This is a genomic window from Lacinutrix sp. Hel_I_90 (assembly GCF_000934685.1).
Classification (GTDB): domain Bacteria; phylum Bacteroidota; class Bacteroidia; order Flavobacteriales; family Flavobacteriaceae; genus Lacinutrix.
The window spans coordinates 2,835,733-2,852,446 of the sequence record NZ_JYNQ01000001.1; the positions used below are offsets into that span (position 1 = coordinate 2,835,733).

Consider the following 16,714-nt stretch of genomic DNA (forward strand, 5'->3'; position numbering starts at 1 on the left):
ATGCGTAATAGTATGAAAGAAGACCTGTTAAAAATAGGACACCGTGGGGCCAAAGGACATGTCACCGAAAACACCCTTGCTTCCATTCAAAAAGCAATGGATTTGGATGTTGACGGTCTTGAAATAGATATTCATCGTTGCAAAACAGGGGAATTGGTGGTTTTTCATGATTTTACTTTAGACAGGTTGTCCAATGGTCAAGGAGACATTACTAATTTTACGCTTTCAGAATTAAAAGCACTCAAATTAAAAGGGGCTTACGAAATCCCTACTTTAGTGGAAGTGTTAGATTTGGTTCATGACAAATGCCTGCTAAATATAGAATTAAAAGGTATTGATACCGTAGACGGTGTCGCCAAAATTATAGAGGCGTATGTGAACACTAAAAGGTGGACTTATAAAAATATTTTAGTTTCAAGTTTTCAGCACAATTTATTGGCAACACTTCGCGAGAGAAATCAAGAAGTGCCATTGGGAATCTTAACAGAGACTAATTTAAAGGAAGCCATAGACGTGGCTAAAGAATTAAAAGCAACGGCAATACACCCAGATTTCACCATGTTAACTAAAGAAAATGTGGCTCAGATAAAGGCCGAAGGCTATAAGGTGTATGCATGGACAGTAAATGAATATAAAGACATCGAGCGGATGGTTCACTATAAAGTGGATGGTATTATTAGTGATTTTCCAGATAGAATATGATTGAAAAAGATATTATAATTGTTGGCGGTGGTGCAGCAGGTTTTTTTGCAGCGATTAACATAGCAGAAAAGCATCCTGAGTTTAAGGTTGCTATTTTAGAACGTGGAAAAGAGGTGTTAACTAAAGTGAAAGTCTCTGGTGGCGGACGCTGTAATGTTACACATGCCGAGTTTATTCCGCAGGAATTAGTACAAAACTACCCACGAGGTGAAAAAGAACTTTTAGGCCCTTTTCATAGTTTTATGACAGGAGATACTATAGCATGGTTTGAAAACAGAGGCGTGGCATTGAAAATAGAGGAGGATGGCAGAATGTTTCCAGTGTCTAATTCTTCACAGACTATAATTGATTGTTTTCTATCAGAAATAGAAAAACAAGGTGTTGAGGTCCTGCGCAATCAATCGGTAACTAAATTTGAAAAGCGAAATGAATACTGGGAAGTAGAAACGAAATCAGACGTTTTTCGTTGTAAAAAATTAATTATTGCTACGGGCAGTAATCCTAAAATATGGAAGTTAATAGAGAATATTGACCATACTGTTGCGGCTCCAGTACCTTCACTATTTACGTTTAACATACAAGACAGCCGTATAAAAGACATACCAGGAGTAGTGGCTCAACATGTAGAAATAAAAGTGTTAGGAACGGCTCTAGAATCTCATGGTCCGTTACTCATAACGCACTGGGGAATGAGTGCGCCTTCCATTTTAAAGCTTTCTGCCTTTGGCGCCTTAGAGTTTGCGAAATTAGAGTATAAGTTTGAAATTGAAATCAATTTTATAGCCTTAGAATGTGAGGTCGCAATAGCACGCTTAAAAGAATTAAAACAGGAATTATCTAAAAAAACAGTTAGCAATTATACGCAATTCGATTTACCAAAACGCTTGTGGCAACAGCTTGTTTTAGCAGCAGGTATGACCGCAGAAATGCGCTGGGCTGACCTTAACAAAAATCAGTTAGAAGCGTTAGCAAACCAGTTAACAAAAGCGGTTTTTAAAGTGGATGGAAAAAGTACTTTTAAAGAAGAATTTGTAACCGCAGGAGGTGTTAATTTAAAGGAAGTCAATTTTAAAAATTTTGAGAGTAAGCTTCATGAAAATCTTTATTTTACAGGCGAAGTATTAAATATAGATGCGGTAACTGGAGGATTTAATTTTCAAAATGCCTGGACAAGTGCTTACATCTTAGCACAAAATATTTCAGAATGATAAGCTACATCGCATTATTGAGAGGAATTAATGTTGGCGGACAAAAAAAAGTTCCGATGGCAGAATTACGAGTAGCATTAAGCGCTTTAGCCTTTAAGAATATTCACACGTATATTCAAAGTGGTAATGTGGTTTTTGAATCTTCGGAAAAAGACACCTCTATTTTAGAAGTGAAAATTTTCAGTAGTATTAAGAAGCAGTTTGGGTTTGAAGTGCCCGTTTTAGTAAAAACAAATCTTGAAATGAAAGCCATATTTAGAGCCTGTCCTTTCTCAGAAAAAAAGAAAGTCAGTAGCTATTTTACATTGCTCAATTCAGCTCCTGAAAAAGAGTTAATTGACAGTCTAAATACTGTTGCTTTTGATGACGAAGAAATCGTAGCAACGCGAAATGTGGTGTATTTTTTTTCAGAAAAGGGATACGGGAAGGCAAAGTGTAACACTAATTTTATAGAACGAAAACTTAAGGTTACTGCGACTACAAGAAATTATAAAACGATGATTAAGCTATTGGAGTTGTCTGAAACTAAGCTTTAATACAGTTCCAAGACATTTGTAAAGCATCTTCTATTTGCTCCTCATTCATAGGTAACTCTTCTTTAAATTTTAATCTTGCAGCAGAGATGACATTGCCAAAACTCATTTGCAAAACCAATCTTAAATTGGCATCCTTTATTTCTTTTTTTATAATTGCAGCGAGAAACAAATCTCTAATATTAGTGAAATGTTTAACGCTTTTTAATCTTATTTCAGCATTAATAATTGGAGGGACACCAACAAATTCCATAAACTTAAAAGCCATCGGGTTACCAATAAAGTAATTATAAAGGTTATGCCAAATAACAGCAAACTGTTCTTTAAAACCATCATTAGGCACATTCGCAATTAAAACAATCCCAAAATCCTGACAGATCATGATGTATATTTCTTCAATAATTTCTTCTTTATTCTTAAAGTAATGGTAAATAGTGCCTACGGCGACGCCTGCTTCTTTAGCGACTTGAGACATGGGAGTGGCATGCACACCTTGCTCAACCACTAGTTCTAGCATAGTAAGAATAATTCTTTTCTTTTTATCCATTTTATCAACTACCCAAATAAGGGCTGTTTGTAACATTGTAACATAGAGAATATGAGGGAAGTTTAAGGGCTCTCGATGTTTAGTTAGTTGTTTTTTAATAGTAATTAAAATGTTTCTAGTAATTACTAGACATCCGATAAACATCACTGAACCGAATACACATTCTAATTGATCGCTAAAGTAAAAAAAAATCATATAATTAAGATTATATTTGCTAAAATTTTTATCTAAATGATTGAAAACGAATTTATTCCCGATTTAAAATTAAGTAGCATTCCTGTTGGAGTGGTGAGTTGGAGTGCTCCAAGTAACATCGCTCTTGTAAAGTATTGGGGAAAAAAAGAAAATCAAATTCCAGAAAATCAATCCATTAGCTTTACACTCGATACCTGTAAAACGATTACAAAATTATATTTTTCAAAACGAGATACAAGCGATGAAAATTACTCTTTTGAGATCTTGCTGGATGGCGAAAACAAGCCTGATTTTAAGCCTAAAATAAATACTTTTTTTAACCGAATTGAAGCCTATTTACCATTTCTTAAAAGCTATCATTTTAAGATTGAAACTTCAAATACGTTTCCGCACAGTTCGGGTATTGCTTCTTCGGCATCTGGCATGAGTGCTTTGGCATTGTGCTTAATGAGCGTTGAAAAGTTGATGAATCCAGAAATGTCTCAGGAATATTTCAATAAAAAAGCATCGTTTTTAGCACGATTAGGATCTGGAAGTGCAAGTAGAAGTATTGAAGGCGATTTAATCGTTTGGGGAAAACATAATGCTATTGAAGGTAGTAGTGATTTATTTGGAATAAAATACCCATACGAAGTACATGACAATTTCAAGAACTACAACGATACTATTTTACTAGTGGATAAAGGAGAAAAGCAAGTGAGTAGTACTGTTGGTCATAATTTGATGCACAGTCATCCTTTTGCTAAAACGCGATTTAAGCAGGCGGAAGAAAATATCACCAAACTAAAAGCCATATTAAAATCTGGCGATTTAGAGGCGTTTATTGCATTGATTGAAAGTGAGGCGCTAACGCTACATGCGATGATGATGACAAGCATGCCCTATTTTATTTTAATGAAACCCAATACCTTGGAAATAATTAATAAGATTTGGAGTTTTAGAAAAGAAACGGGTTTACACATTAGTTTTACCCTAGATGCAGGAGCCAATGTACATGTTTTGTATCCTGAAAATGAAACTGAAGAAATTTACAATTTCATTAAGACTGAGTTAGTTGCATATTGTCAAAACGGTCACTATATTTGTGATCAAATTGGTTTTGGTGCTCAAAAGTTGTAAAATTGATGTATATTTAAACTAATACACTGCTAACTGCAGAACGAACACTGGATACTATATTATGAAAGGCCCACTTTTCTATTCAAAAATCTTACTCTTCGGAGAGTACGGAATCATTAAAGACTCTAAAGGATTATCTATACCCTATAATTTTTACAACGGTGCTTTAAAAATGGATGAAAATCTATTAGAAGATACTAAAAAGTCTAACGAAAGCTTAAAAAGATTTGCAAAGTATTTATCTAATATAAGTAATGATCTAGTCGTTTTTGAAGTTGAAAAATTGTTGGCAGATGTCGAATCTGGCATGTATTTCGATTCTTCTATTCCACAGGGTTATGGGGTTGGTAGTAGTGGCGCATTAGTCGCAGCAATCTATGATAAATACGCTACGAATAAAATTACAGTCCTTGAAAATTTAACACGCGAAAAACTATTAAGACTTAAAGTTATTTTTGCTGAAATGGAATCGTTTTTTCATGGCAAATCTTCAGGTCTCGATCCATTAAATAGCTACTTAAGTTTGCCAATTCTTATCAATTCGCAAGACAATATTGAAGCGACTGGTATTCCAACACAAAGTACTTCTGGCAAAGGCGCCGTATTTTTACTAGATAGTGGTGTTACTGGTGAAACCGCACCAATGGTAAGTATTTTTATGGAAAACATGAAGCAGGAGGGTTTTCGCAACATGCTTAAAAATCAATTTATAAAGCATACTGATGCTTGTGTTGATGATTTTTTAAAAGGCGATATAAAATCGTTGTTTAGCAATACAAAAAAACTATCTAAAACGGTTTTGCAGCACTTTAAACCCATGATCCCGAAGCAGTTTCATGCGCTCTGGAAAAATGGCTTAGACACTAACGATTACTACCTTAAACTTTGCGGTTCTGGTGGTGGTGGCTATATTTTAGGGTTTACAGAAGATTTAAATAAAGCTGAAAAAGCACTAAAAGATTACAAATTAGAAGTCGTTTATAATTTCTAAACTAGTCTTATGTTCTCTCGTAAACAGAAACTCATTCTACTCAAGTTTTTTAGTATGTTTTCTGTGGTAAGAGGCTATAATATCTTGGTTATTGTAATAGCACAGTACCTAACCTCAATTTATATTTTTGCGCCAGAAAAACCGTTGCGAAACGTGTTATTCGACCTTAATCTGTTAATGCTTGTTTTAGCGTCAGCAGCGGTCGTTGCCGGCGGTTATATTATTAATAATTTTTACGATTCAGAAAAAGATTTAATTAACAGGCCTAACAAGTCGATGTTAGATAAATTAGTGAGTCAGAATACCAAATTATCTTTTTATTTTGTGCTCAACTTTTCTGCCATTATTATGGCAAGTTACGTGTCATTTAATGCGGTCGTATTCTTTTCAGCTTACATTTTTGGTATTTGGTTTTATTCACATAAATTGAAAAAACTGCAAATAGTGGGTAACATCACTTCGGCATTGCTAACAATTACTCCTTTTTTTATTATTTTCATTTACTACAAGAATTTCGATACTGTTATTTTTGTGCATGCGACGTTTTTATTTTTGATTATTACCATTCGGGAACTAACTAAAGATTTAGAGAATTTAAAAGGAGATTTGGCTTTAGATTATCATACCATTCCCATTCAATATGGTGAAAAAGTCTCAAAGAAAATGATTAGCTTTTTAGTGGCAGTAACTTTAATACCCTCTTATTTGTTAGTACAACGTTATGATATTGGACAGATGAATGGCTACTTTTTCTTAAGTACTTTTTTGCTCCTTGTATTCTTAGTTTTACTTTGGAAATCTAAAACAAAAAAACAATATCTTATTCTACATAATATTTTAAAGTTCATCATTGTAGCCGGTGTTTTTAGTATCTTGTTGATAGATATTGACTTGGTTTTAAAACGCATTCTATAAATGGAAAACACGCTTAAAATAGCAATGGCACAAATTTCTCCTGTGTTGTTGAATAAAACGGAAACACTTAAAAAAGTAGAACAAGCTATCATCGAAGCAGGTGAAAGTGGCTGTGAACTTATCGTTTTTGGTGAAGCTTTAGTGCCAGGTTATCCGTTTTGGTTAGCCTTAGCTGGAGGTTCAGAATGGAATACCAAAGTTAATAAAGAGTTGCATGCAGAATATGTTAGAAATGCTATTCAAATTGAAGCGGGAGAATTAAATTCGGTTTGTAAACTGGCAAATAAATATCAAATAGCTATTTATTTGGGCATTATAGAGCGGGCAAAAAATCGTGGCGGACATTCTATTTATGCGTCTTTAGTTTATATAAATGCTGGTGGCGAAATTAAATCGGTGCACAGAAAACTGCAACCTACTTATGATGAGAGACTCACCTGGTCACCCGGTGATGGTAACGGTTTACAAGTACATACGCTTAAACAATTTACTGTAGGCGGACTAAACTGTTGGGAAAATTGGATGCCTTTACCCAGGACTGCGTTATACGGTCTGGGAGAAAATTTGCATATTGCTGTTTGGCCGGGAAGTGATCATAACACCAAGGATATCACCCGATTTATTGCAAGAGAATCACGGTCGTTCGTGGTTTCTGTGTCCTGTATAATGACCAAAGCCCTATTTCCAAAAGAGACACCACATTTAGATAAGATTTTAGAACAGTGTCCAGAGGTTTTAGCCAATGGCGGAAGTTGCATTGCGGGACCAGATGGTGAATGGATTATTGAACCGGTGTTACATAAAGAAGGGTTAATTATGCAAACTATAGATTTTAATCGGGTGTATGAAGAGCGGCAGAATTTTGATCCTGTTGGACATTATTCACGTCCAGATGTGACGAAATTAACAGTCAATAGAGAAAGACAATCTACCGTAGTATTTGATAATTAAAACAATTTGGTAATCAAAAATCATCAATCGTAAATTAAAAGCTATCTTTGCACCCTTAAAAATAGTTGAGGATATAAAATTAAAACAATGAGCAGACAAGGCGGAAACGATAAAGGAAAGACTTCAGGTCGAGGCAATAACACTAGTAAATCTAAAAGTTATGCAAGAGGAAATGCGCCAATAAAAAAGCAAGCGACGACTTCTAAAAAGACAGCAACGACTTCTAAAAAGACGTCGGCGACTCCTAAAAAGGCATCAAATTCAGACGCAATTCGTTTAAATAAATACGTAGCAAATTCTGGTATTTGCTCGCGTCGTGATGCAGATGTACATATTGCAACGGGCTTAGTTACCGTAAATGGTAAAGTGGTCACCGAAATGGGGTACAAAGTAAAGATGGAAGACGAAGTGCGTTACGATGGAGCACGTATAAATCCTGAGAAAAAAGAGTATGTCTTATTAAATAAACCTAAAGGTTTTGCAACAACAACAAGTGAATACAAAGGACGCACAGTTATGGATTTAGTTGCTAACGCCACACCATCTCGTATTAAGCCTATTGGACGTTTAGGGAGAAACTCTACCGGTTTATTGCTGTTTACTAACGATGAAAAAATTGTAGAACGTTTTACGAATTCAAATAAAGGCGTTGAGCGTTTATTTCATTTAGAATTAGATAAAAATTTAAAGTTGGAAGATTTGAAAAAAATCCGAGAAGGCTTTAAAATAGAAGGCAAAATGGTAAATGTTGAAGAGGTGGATTATGTAGACAATAAGAAAAATGAAGTGGGTATAAAAATCAAAAATACCGGTAACACAATCTTACATACGATATTCGATTATTTAAAATATGAACTGGTTAGAATAGACTGCGTACAAATTGCACACTTAACTAAAAAAGACATTCCAAGAGGAAACTGGAAATTATTAACAGAGCAGGAGATTAACACATTAAAAATGTTATAAATGACTGCGTCATCATAACATAGGTCTCGCTTAAAGCGGTCTTTATTTTTAATAGTTAAGAATAATCGTAGGGTAATAAAAGAGTGCTTTTATAGCGTTCTAATTTCCATTGTGGTAATTTACTTGATTACTGTTGCATGATTATTTTCATTATAATAATTCTTTAAGATAGAATCCATTTGCTCTTTTCCGTCGGCGATACGATGTATTTTATTCCATAATTCTTTTTCAATCATGGTTTTTAAAGGTTGTTCTAAAGTATTTATTTTTCCAAAAACCTTTAGAATTTTTTCATCCCATACCTTATGATATTTCACTAAATCATCGGGATACACAACTTTTCGTTCGGTACCCTCATCTACGCCTTCAAAGGGAGCGCAGATATTTAAATAACCATAATCATCGGTTAATTGTTCTCCGGGATGAATGTCTCTTATTGCTATTTCAAAGTCATAAGCGGTTGTAAGGCAATTTGAATTGAAACTATGATTCACATATTTACCATGATCCCAACAAAGCACAAAATTTCCTTTATTATTTCTATAACAATAGGTGTCTAAGACGTCTTGATAAGCAGGGGCCATCAATTTAAAATCTTTAGGCGTAAATTCTCGGTCTAATTTATCTAGAACCCAGGTTATTGTTCCGGCTGGAATGAATTCTGTAGCCACAACACCGTAGCCCATAGCGTCATTTATGTACTGTAATTCTGTTTTAGGATGTATCATTAATTTATTAAATTCATTACAACTAATATAAAAAATATTGAGATAAATTCAATAGTAAAAAAGTTTTACGTTAAAAAAATATGATAGCTGTTTATTAAAAGGGTAATGCTTGGCTTTTTATTGGTTGCGGCTTTTTTTAGATTCGATTCACTAGTTTTAGCGATTGTATTATTAGATAGATAATACAGTGAGATTGAAAAAATAAAGCATAAAATGGGTGCCTTCAATTCAGGTTGTGATTATTCAATCGAGCCACTTTCCCGTTTCTTTCGTTTTTCTTTAAAGAATAGGTTCAGACCATAAATCACAAATCCAAATCCGAAAACAAAGACCAGTATTTCTATCAGATTCATTTCATTTTCATAAGGATGGTTTGGGGTAAATAAATCAGGTGATTTTAACAATAAAACTCCAAGAGTCAAATAAATATATGAACGTCCTTTTTTCGGTTGTTTTTTAGTCTGAATTTGATTCTCCGACTTTTTACTGGTCGGTTTGTAAATCAAATAAACACCGTAGGCAATAAGTGAAATTCCAATGCTCAGTTTTAGTTCAGATGGAATGAGTTCAGATTGCTCTTTTCCAATTCCCATTAATACTGCTAAAAATCCAAAAAATATAACGGCGTAGGGTTTATTCATTCTGTTTAGATGTGATGCTAGAAACTGTTTGGTAGCATTTTATTACTGGCCTGATTTACCTATTCTCCCCGTTAGAAGTAACCCAATGCCAATACCCATTAAAATACCTGTAAGAAAATCTGTTGCTTCAGTTTTTAATGTAAAATGAAAAACAATTCCAATGGCTAACATGACTATTCCTATGATTCTTATTTTGTTCATACACTGTTCTTTAATTTTTGTGGTTTTTATAATGAATGGAAGGTGTTATGATAACAAAAATATAGTTTTATCCTTTGTGATAACTTTATTTGAGTACAAGATAATTGACAAAAAAAAAACCTCAAGAATTACTTGAGGTTTTTTAGTAAATTTTTAAGTATATAATACTATTCCCCTAAAAAAGGATAGCGATAATCTGTAGGCGTTACAAAAGTTTCTTTAATCATTCTTGGAGATACCCAACGTTGTAAGTTTATTATACTTCCCGCTTTATCATTGGTTCCACTACCACGAGCGCCACCAAAGGGTTGTTGTCCAACAACAGCTCCAGTTGGCTTATCATTAATATAGAAGTTACCCGCAGCGTTTTGTAGCGCTTGTGTTGCTTCAATAATGGCATAACGATCTGCAGCTATTATAGCTCCTGTTAATGCATAGTCACTAGTTGTATCTACTAATTTTAATGTTTCAGAAAATTTAGCGTCATCATATAAGTAAATGGTAATAACTGGTCCAAAAAGTTCGTCACACATGGTGGTGTATTTTGGATCATCAGTTAGAATGACTGTAGGCTCAATAAAATAGCCTTTACTTTTATCATAACCACCACCAACAATAATCTCAGCATTTTTATCTGCTTTTGCCTGATCAATATATTTTGCTAACTTATCAAAAGAACCTTCGTGAATGACAGCTGTGATAAAGTTTTCCATATTATCTGGAGCTCCCATTTTAAAAGACTTAACGTCTTTAACCAATTGCGCTTTCACGTCTTCCCAGATGCTTTTAGAAATATAAGCACGAGAAGCAGCACTACACTTTTGACCTTGGAACTCAAAAGCACCACGCGCAATAGCCGTCGCCACTTGTATTGGATTCGCTGTTTTATGAGCAACGATAAAATCTTTTCCACCCGTTTCACCTACAATTTTTGGGTAGGTTTTATACTTGTCAATGTTGTTTCCTATTTGTTTCCATAATGCTTTAAAAACATCTGTAGAACCCGTAAAGTGTAAGCCAGAAAAATCTGGACTAGCCAAAACAGTATCAGTAATCATTTTTGGATCACCAAAAACAACGTTAATAACGCCTGGCGGCACACCTGCTTCTTCAAAAACATCCATAATGACTTTTGCAGAATAGATTTGAGAATCACTAGGTTTCCAAACCACAACGTTACCCATCAATGCCATACAAGAAGGTAGGTTTCCAGCAATCGCTGTAAAGTTAAAAGGAGAGACTGCGTAAACAAAACCTTCCAGGGGTCTGTATTCTAAACGATTCCAGGCATCACTTGTGCTTTCTGGTTGGTCATGATACATCTCTGTCATGAACTGGACATTAAATCGTAAAAAGTCAATTAATTCACAGGCCGAATCAATTTCAGCTTGATAAATGGTTTTAGATTGCGCCATCATAGTCGCCGCATTAATTCTAGATCTGTAGGGTCCAGCAATTAATTCAGCAGCTTTTAAAAAGATTCCAGCTCTGTGTTCCCATGGCATTTGAGACCATGTTTTACGTGCTTCCAAAGCAGTGGAAATAGCATCTTCTACATGAGACTTTTCAGCTAAATGGTACTGCCCAATCACGTGTTTATGATCATGTGGAGGGGACATTGGCTTCGTGTTACCGGTTGTTACGTCCTTACCATTAATATACATTGGCACATCTAATTTGCTGTTGTACATGTCTTTGTAAGCCTTAGCAATCGCTTCGCGGTGTTCACTTCCAGGAGCATAAGCTCTTACAGGTTCATTAACGGCGATTGGCACATTGAAAAATCCTTTTCCCATTTTAGTTTGCGTTTTTTTATTTGTAAATTTTGATGTTCATCTTCACTTAAACGAAGATGAATTTTAAAAAATCAAAGTTACGTAAAATTTAACGAATTTTTAGACAGGGGAGTTGTGAAACAATTGTTATAATTTACTATTTTTTTGTAAGTTGCCACTCCATTTCAGGACTACCATACCTATGTGTACAGTAACTATTTTTTATAAAGGCAATACAGATTTTGTGCTCACCTCAAACAGAGACGAAGCGCCAAATCGAACTGCTTTGGCTCCAGATTTTTATACCATAAACGATACCGAAGTGCTTTTACCTAAAGACGAACAGTCTGGAGGCAGTTGGATTGGAGCTAGCAATAAAAATAGAGTCGTTTGTTTGTTGAATGGCGGATTTGAAATCCATAACAGAAAAGCTGAATACAGACAGAGTCGCGGAGTAGTAGTTAAAGATTTACTATCGGCTAAAGCGATCGAATCTGCTATCCAATCCTATAATTTTAATGACATCGAGCCCTTTACACTAGTTATAGCAGATTGGAATACACAGTTATACTTCTACGAGTTGGTTTGGGATGGTGCCAGTGTGCATTTTGAAAAATTACCTTTAGCAACTAAAATATGGTCATCCTCTACATTGTATACCGAAGAAAAAAAACAAGCAAGACGCAAATGGTTTGAAACCTTTGCATCGAAACACAAATTATCGTCTAAAACACTTTTAGAGTTCCATAAAACCGCGGGTAAAGGCAATGACGATTATGGTGTTGTCATGAATCGTGGATTTGTAAAAACCACAAGTATCACACAAATTGAAAAAACTGGTAAGGTTATCGAAATGCGTTTCAGTAACCTAAATACATTAGAAACTTCTGTTCAATTGTTGAATCTACAAGAAACTATTGATGAATAATACCGCTTTTATTTTAACGCTAGCGTATCCAGACACTATTGTTTCTCATGCTGAAGAATGGTACTCACCCTATTTAAAATATATAGGTATTGGGAGTAAAACAAACGTGCGTGCTGGTCATGCCGCTCTTGTTTTAATTAGTAAAGAAACAGGGGTGTTGGAATACCATGATTTCGGACGTTATATTACTACAGCGCCTAATGGGAGAGTGCGCGGAAGTCATACAGATAATGAATTGGCTTTTCCAATAGTAGCGGAGATTAAGAACAACAAAATTGTAAATCTTGAGGCTATTTTAAGATGTTTAGCCACGCACCCTAAACTAACACATGGTGATGGGAGATTAGTGGCTTCTGTTTGTGATAGCATTGATTATAAAAAAGCCAGAACCTATATCACGATGATGCAAAGCCGTGAATTTATTTATTATGCTGCTTTTAAAAAAGAAGCAAGTAATTGTGCCCGCTTTGTGACAGATAGTTTAATTGCTTCTGTAAATGATGTTAAAATAAAGAAAGCTCTTAAAAAATCTAAATGGTTTACACCAAGCACGGTTGGTAATGTGTTATTGGCATGCACAGGGAGCTATCCTTTTGAAGTCTCTGAAGAAGGTGTGATTTCAGAATTTAAAGGCACACAACAAAGTGAGAATTTTAAATGTTTTTTAGATAGATTAAAGGAGCACAAGCCTAATTATGTTGGTACTTTAGAGCCTAGAAGTGTTGAGGGGCTTCATGAAAAGGCACAATGGCTGTCTGGCATTGCGGCAGGCGCTTGGTATGAATTGCATAAAACGCAAAAGCCAAGAGAATTCAGATACAGGCGTATTTCGCCGTATGGTAATATAGATTGTGACGCGCTTTTTATAAGTCAGGAAAATAATTTTGATTATGAACAAGCCTATGACATAGTACATTATTCAAATTGTAATTTCTTTCATGTTAAACAAAACAATAACGTGTTTCGTTTTGAAAGAAAATCGAATTAATTTATAGCAAAAGGAGCACTCAACTTAAAAGTGGGTATCGTAACATTAAACTTTTTAGTGGTAGTAAAATTTATCATGCTGTAGAAACCTTGCATGGCCCCGAAAGGGGACGTTAATAAGCATCCAGAACTATAGCTATGGGATTCACCGGGTTTTAAAACAGGCTTCTTACCTATAACCCCTTCGCCACTAACAGTTTCAACATTGTTTAACGCATCAAGAATCGTCCACTGTCTTGCATTGAGCTGCACAGAGTCTTTACTTTGGTTTTCAATAGTCACCCGATATCCAAAAGCATAATGTATTTTATAGTTCTTATAAAATGTGCCTTCAAAATTAGTTTCTACAGAAATCTTTATGCCTTGTGTAACTTGTTGAACCATTTGTTTTCTTGTAATCTAGCGCTAAAGTACTAAATTTTATAAACTTATTATAAAACTTAAGAGCGTATTGTGTTTAAAATTAACCTTTTAGTCGGTATTAATTGGTAATATTTACAGAGTTCCCTTCACCAACACCTATAATTCTATCGTAACGTGCGCCAAGGTTTCTATAATAAACTAAAACTTTATAATTATTTTCAGTTTGATAAAAATTTCCATCAATAACATTTTCGTCAACAATACCATTTTTGTCTTTTACAACGTACTTATAGCTATAAAAACCTTGTTTTAAAAGTAAGGGTATTTCATAAAGCTGCGCTTCATCGTTATAAATCATTTCGTTACTTTTATCAACGGCATAGTTGTTAAAATTACCATAGACATGAACCGTTTGTCCATTTTTAAATTTATTTAGTTTTAAACTAAAATGAACTTTTGCGTAATCGGCATAAATTTCAGGCGCATCAGTATCTAAAGCGGTGATTAAAAAATTGCCGTTTATATCAGGGTTATACGTGTAAATCTCCTCTGCACGTGGAATATCCAAATAGAGATAGCTATTGTATAGTTCTTTTAATCTAATAAATTGAACCCCAGTATTTGCGCCTCTTAAATCTTTGTTTTCGAAATAGCGGTATTCATTTCCGCCAAAAAAATTAGATTCTTTAACGTATCGGTATTGTAATTCGTTACCTAAAATATACTGCGGTTCTAAATCTGTAATGGCAGTATTTAAGTTATTATTTTGAACGACAACCGTTTTAATCGTTTGCTTCGGGTTAATAAACTGGAGTTTATTTGAGCTAATAACAATGTCAACAGATTGTAACTCTTCAATATTCTCAACGTCCCTTGAGCGTTTAATGGCAACGCCTACATCAGCAATGTCTTCATAAATCATAAACTTTCGGGTAAATTCTATTTCATCATATTCATTATAAATAGTGATGAGGTAGTTGCCAGATTTCGTTAAGGCTTGCGTTTGTTCATTAGGGATGGTTAGTGTGTAATGCGAATAAATTTGATAGGTGTTGAATGAATTGTCCCACTGTCTGATGCGCTGCTCGTTAAAGCCTTTTAAGTATTCTGCTTGCATGAGTACAGAGGGGGTCCAGTCAAAATTATAATGTTTTATTTCATAGTAATAATCATCTTCGTTCCCATTTAAAACATCAAACTCTAAAACAAGCTGCTCTCCTAATCTTAAAACAGGTAGCTGACTTTCAGGAGTATTCCCTTTAAAGGTGATGGTTTTTATTTCTTTTAGAGGATTTATTTCTTCAACTTGAGAAAAAACAAAACAAGGGTATAAAATGAATAGTAAAAAGTGTTTAAGGCTAATTTGCATCTAGAGGTGTTTTAGTCATGTAAAGATAAACAAAATCTATGCCTATCTCTCTAACTCAAAATAACTAACCAAAAATCTATTGAAATTATGTGAAATCTTTATTATTAATTCGTATTTTTGCACCGATTTTTTACCCTCATAAAATCGGTTCACTAAACTATTAACAAATAGATTTATACACATGTCAAACGACATTAAGATTAAAAAAGGTCTAGATATAAAGTTGAAAGGTGCAGCAGAATTAGCGACTGAAAACGCAATTGTAAGCAACTTTTATACAGTTAGACCAGAAGACTTTCACAGTGTAATTCCTAAATTATCAGTAAAAGTTGGAGAAAAAGTAAAAGCTGGACAAGCGCTCTTTTTTGATAAATCCAACGAAAACGTAAAGTTTGCTTCACCAGTTTCTGGCGAAGTTATTGAAATTGCACGTGGTGAAAAACGTAAAATTCTTGCAGTAAAGATTCAAGCAGACAAAGCGCAAGAGCATCATGACTTTGGTGCTTTGACCGTAGAGTCTGCAAAAGCTGAAGATATTAAAGCGAAGTTATTAGCCTCTGGATGTTGGCCTTTTGTAAAGCAACGTCCTTACGATGTTATTGCAAATCCTGAGTATTCGCCTAAAGCTATTTTTATTTCGGCATACGCAAGTGCACCTTTAGCTGCGGATTTAGATTACGTTCTAAAAGGTAAGGAAGCAGAATTACAAGCTGCAATTACAGCGTTGTCTAAATTAACTTTAGGTCAAGTGCACGTAAGTATTGCCAAGAATGGTAATTCACCTTTAGCAGGTTTAACAAATGCTACCATTCATAAAGTGTCTGGTCCGCATCCTTCTGGAAATGTTGGTACGCAAATTAATAAAATTGATCCTGTTAATAAAGGAGAAACCGTTTGGACCATTGCTGCACAAGATTTAGTGATTATTGGCGAGTTGCTGTTAACTGGAAAATTCAATGCACAACGTACAGTGGCATTAGTAGGTTCTTCTGTTAAAAAGCCACGCTATTTCAAAACGGTTATTGGTAGTGAAATCGCGACTATGGTTTACGATAATGGTGTAGATAAAGATGGAAACGATCGTATTATTTCTGGAAATGTATTGACTGGAAAGCAAGTAAAGCCAGATGGTAATTTAGATTATTACAGCAATGTAATTTCTGTAATTCCTGAAGGTGATGATTATGAGTTTTTTGGTTGGAATAAACCGATTTTTAATAAAGTATCAACATCAAGAGCTTTTACTTTTTCTTGGTTAACACCAAATAAAAAGTTCGATTTAAATACAAATACAAACGGTGAGCACAGAGCTTTTGTAATTACCGGCACTTACGAAGAAGTGTTTCCTTTAGATATTTATCCAATGCAAATTTTAAAAGCCTGTATGTATCAGGATTTAGATGAAATGGAAGCTTTAGGAATGTATGAAGTAGCGCCAGAAGATTTCGCCTTAACAGAATTTGTATGTGTGTCTAAGCAGCCACATCAAGAAATCATTAGAAAAGGTTTAGATTTAATGCTACAAGAAATCGGATAGATTATTCAAATTGAGTAGCAAATTTTAAAATAAACAAGATTATTCATTGCACGACGTA

At 34.6% G+C, this 16,714-nt stretch carries 18 protein-coding genes; 11 read left to right on the forward strand and 7 right to left on the reverse strand.

From position 1 onward, the window contains the following. The first annotated feature begins 12 nt into the window (after positions 1-12). Genes GQ46_RS12515 through GQ46_RS12525 form a run of 3 tightly spaced genes read left to right on the forward strand, consistent with a single transcriptional unit; the run spans position 13 to position 2,446 of the window. Entirely contained in the window at positions 13-702 is a 690-nt protein-coding gene (locus GQ46_RS12515) for a glycerophosphodiester phosphodiesterase family protein (protein WP_044402541.1), read from the forward strand. Beyond that, positions 699-1,910, forward strand: coding sequence for an NAD(P)/FAD-dependent oxidoreductase (locus tag GQ46_RS12520; RefSeq protein ID WP_044402544.1), 1,212 nt, complete (start codon positions 699-701; stop codon positions 1,908-1,910). The genes GQ46_RS12515 and GQ46_RS12520 overlap by 4 nt, the downstream gene beginning before the upstream one ends. Further along, positions 1,907-2,446: a DUF1697 domain-containing protein gene (locus tag GQ46_RS12525; protein ID WP_044402547.1), complete on the forward strand. Its 540-nt coding sequence runs from the start codon at positions 1,907-1,909 to the stop codon at positions 2,444-2,446. Before GQ46_RS12520 ends, GQ46_RS12525 begins: the two co-directional genes overlap by 4 nt. On the opposite strand, the gene GQ46_RS17210 is transcribed toward GQ46_RS12525, so the two are convergent. Then, entirely contained in the window at positions 2,436-2,990 is a 555-nt protein-coding gene (locus GQ46_RS17210; protein WP_197077358.1) for a TetR/AcrR family transcriptional regulator, read from the reverse strand. The genes GQ46_RS12525 and GQ46_RS17210 overlap by 11 nt on opposite strands. Positions 2,991-3,221: 231 nt before the next feature. On the opposite strand from GQ46_RS17210, the gene GQ46_RS12535 reads away from it, so the two are divergent. From GQ46_RS12535 to GQ46_RS12555, 5 genes are all read left to right on the forward strand, one after another. After that, positions 3,222-4,304, forward strand: coding sequence for a diphosphomevalonate/mevalonate 3,5-bisphosphate decarboxylase family protein (locus GQ46_RS12535; protein ID WP_044402550.1), 1,083 nt, complete (start codon positions 3,222-3,224; stop codon positions 4,302-4,304). A gap of 61 nt (positions 4,305-4,365) precedes the next feature. Continuing rightward, positions 4,366-5,295, forward strand: coding sequence for a mevalonate kinase (locus tag GQ46_RS12540; RefSeq protein ID WP_044402553.1), 930 nt, complete (start codon positions 4,366-4,368; stop codon positions 5,293-5,295). Between the two features lie 9 nt (positions 5,296-5,304). Continuing rightward, the gene (locus GQ46_RS12545; protein WP_044402556.1) at positions 5,305-6,210 is read left to right on the forward strand and encodes a geranylgeranylglycerol-phosphate geranylgeranyltransferase; all 906 of its coding nucleotides are present in this window, start codon (positions 5,305-5,307) and stop codon (positions 6,208-6,210) included. Then, on the forward strand, positions 6,211-7,161 hold the full coding sequence (locus GQ46_RS12550; protein ID WP_044402559.1) for a carbon-nitrogen hydrolase family protein: 951 nt from the start codon (positions 6,211-6,213) through the stop codon (positions 7,159-7,161). Between the two features lie 87 nt (positions 7,162-7,248). Continuing rightward, the gene (locus GQ46_RS12555) at positions 7,249-8,127 is read left to right on the forward strand and encodes a pseudouridine synthase (protein WP_044402562.1); all 879 of its coding nucleotides are present in this window, start codon (positions 7,249-7,251) and stop codon (positions 8,125-8,127) included. A 119-nt stretch (positions 8,128-8,246) separates the two neighbouring features. On the opposite strand, the gene GQ46_RS12560 is transcribed toward GQ46_RS12555, so the two are convergent. The 4 genes from GQ46_RS12560 to pruA form a co-directional block, all read right to left on the reverse strand. Further along, positions 8,247-8,855, reverse strand: a complete 609-nt coding sequence (locus GQ46_RS12560) for an SET domain-containing protein (protein ID WP_044402565.1) — start codon at positions 8,853-8,855, stop codon at positions 8,247-8,249. Between the two features lie 239 nt (positions 8,856-9,094). Then, the gene (locus tag GQ46_RS12565; RefSeq protein WP_044402568.1) at positions 9,095-9,496 is read right to left on the reverse strand and encodes a hypothetical protein; all 402 of its coding nucleotides are present in this window, start codon (positions 9,494-9,496) and stop codon (positions 9,095-9,097) included. 42 nt (positions 9,497-9,538) lie between these two features. Next, a complete protein-coding gene (locus GQ46_RS17775; RefSeq protein WP_156133206.1) occupies positions 9,539-9,697 on the reverse strand; it encodes a hypothetical protein in 159 nt (52 codons plus the stop codon). Positions 9,698-9,864: 167 nt separating this feature from the next. Then, on the reverse strand, positions 9,865-11,493 hold the full coding sequence (gene pruA / locus GQ46_RS12570; RefSeq protein ID WP_044402570.1) for an L-glutamate gamma-semialdehyde dehydrogenase: 1,629 nt from the start codon (positions 11,491-11,493) through the stop codon (positions 9,865-9,867). 181 nt (positions 11,494-11,674) lie between these two features. Here pruA and GQ46_RS12575 point away from each other — a divergent pair, with 181 nt between their 5' ends. Beyond that, positions 11,675-12,400, forward strand: a complete 726-nt coding sequence (locus GQ46_RS12575) for an NRDE family protein (protein WP_044402572.1) — start codon at positions 11,675-11,677, stop codon at positions 12,398-12,400. After that, the gene (locus GQ46_RS12580) at positions 12,393-13,388 is read left to right on the forward strand and encodes a DUF6695 family protein (protein ID WP_044402575.1); all 996 of its coding nucleotides are present in this window, start codon (positions 12,393-12,395) and stop codon (positions 13,386-13,388) included. The genes GQ46_RS12575 and GQ46_RS12580 overlap by 8 nt, the downstream gene beginning before the upstream one ends. Here GQ46_RS12580 and apaG read toward each other — a convergent pair. Both apaG and GQ46_RS12590 read right to left on the reverse strand, forming a co-directional pair. After that, entirely contained in the window at positions 13,385-13,771 is a 387-nt protein-coding gene (gene apaG / locus GQ46_RS12585) for a Co2+/Mg2+ efflux protein ApaG (RefSeq protein ID WP_044402577.1), read from the reverse strand. The two genes, GQ46_RS12580 and apaG, sit on opposite strands and share 4 nt — an antisense overlap. Before the next feature lie 97 nt (positions 13,772-13,868). Further along, positions 13,869-15,119, reverse strand: a complete 1,251-nt coding sequence (locus tag GQ46_RS12590) for a DUF5103 domain-containing protein (RefSeq protein ID WP_044402579.1) — start codon at positions 15,117-15,119, stop codon at positions 13,869-13,871. 181 nt (positions 15,120-15,300) lie between these two features. On the opposite strand from GQ46_RS12590, the gene GQ46_RS12595 reads away from it, so the two are divergent. After that, positions 15,301-16,656: a Na(+)-translocating NADH-quinone reductase subunit A gene (locus GQ46_RS12595; protein ID WP_044402583.1), complete on the forward strand. Its 1,356-nt coding sequence runs from the start codon at positions 15,301-15,303 to the stop codon at positions 16,654-16,656. The last annotated feature ends 58 nt before the right edge of the window (positions 16,657-16,714 follow it).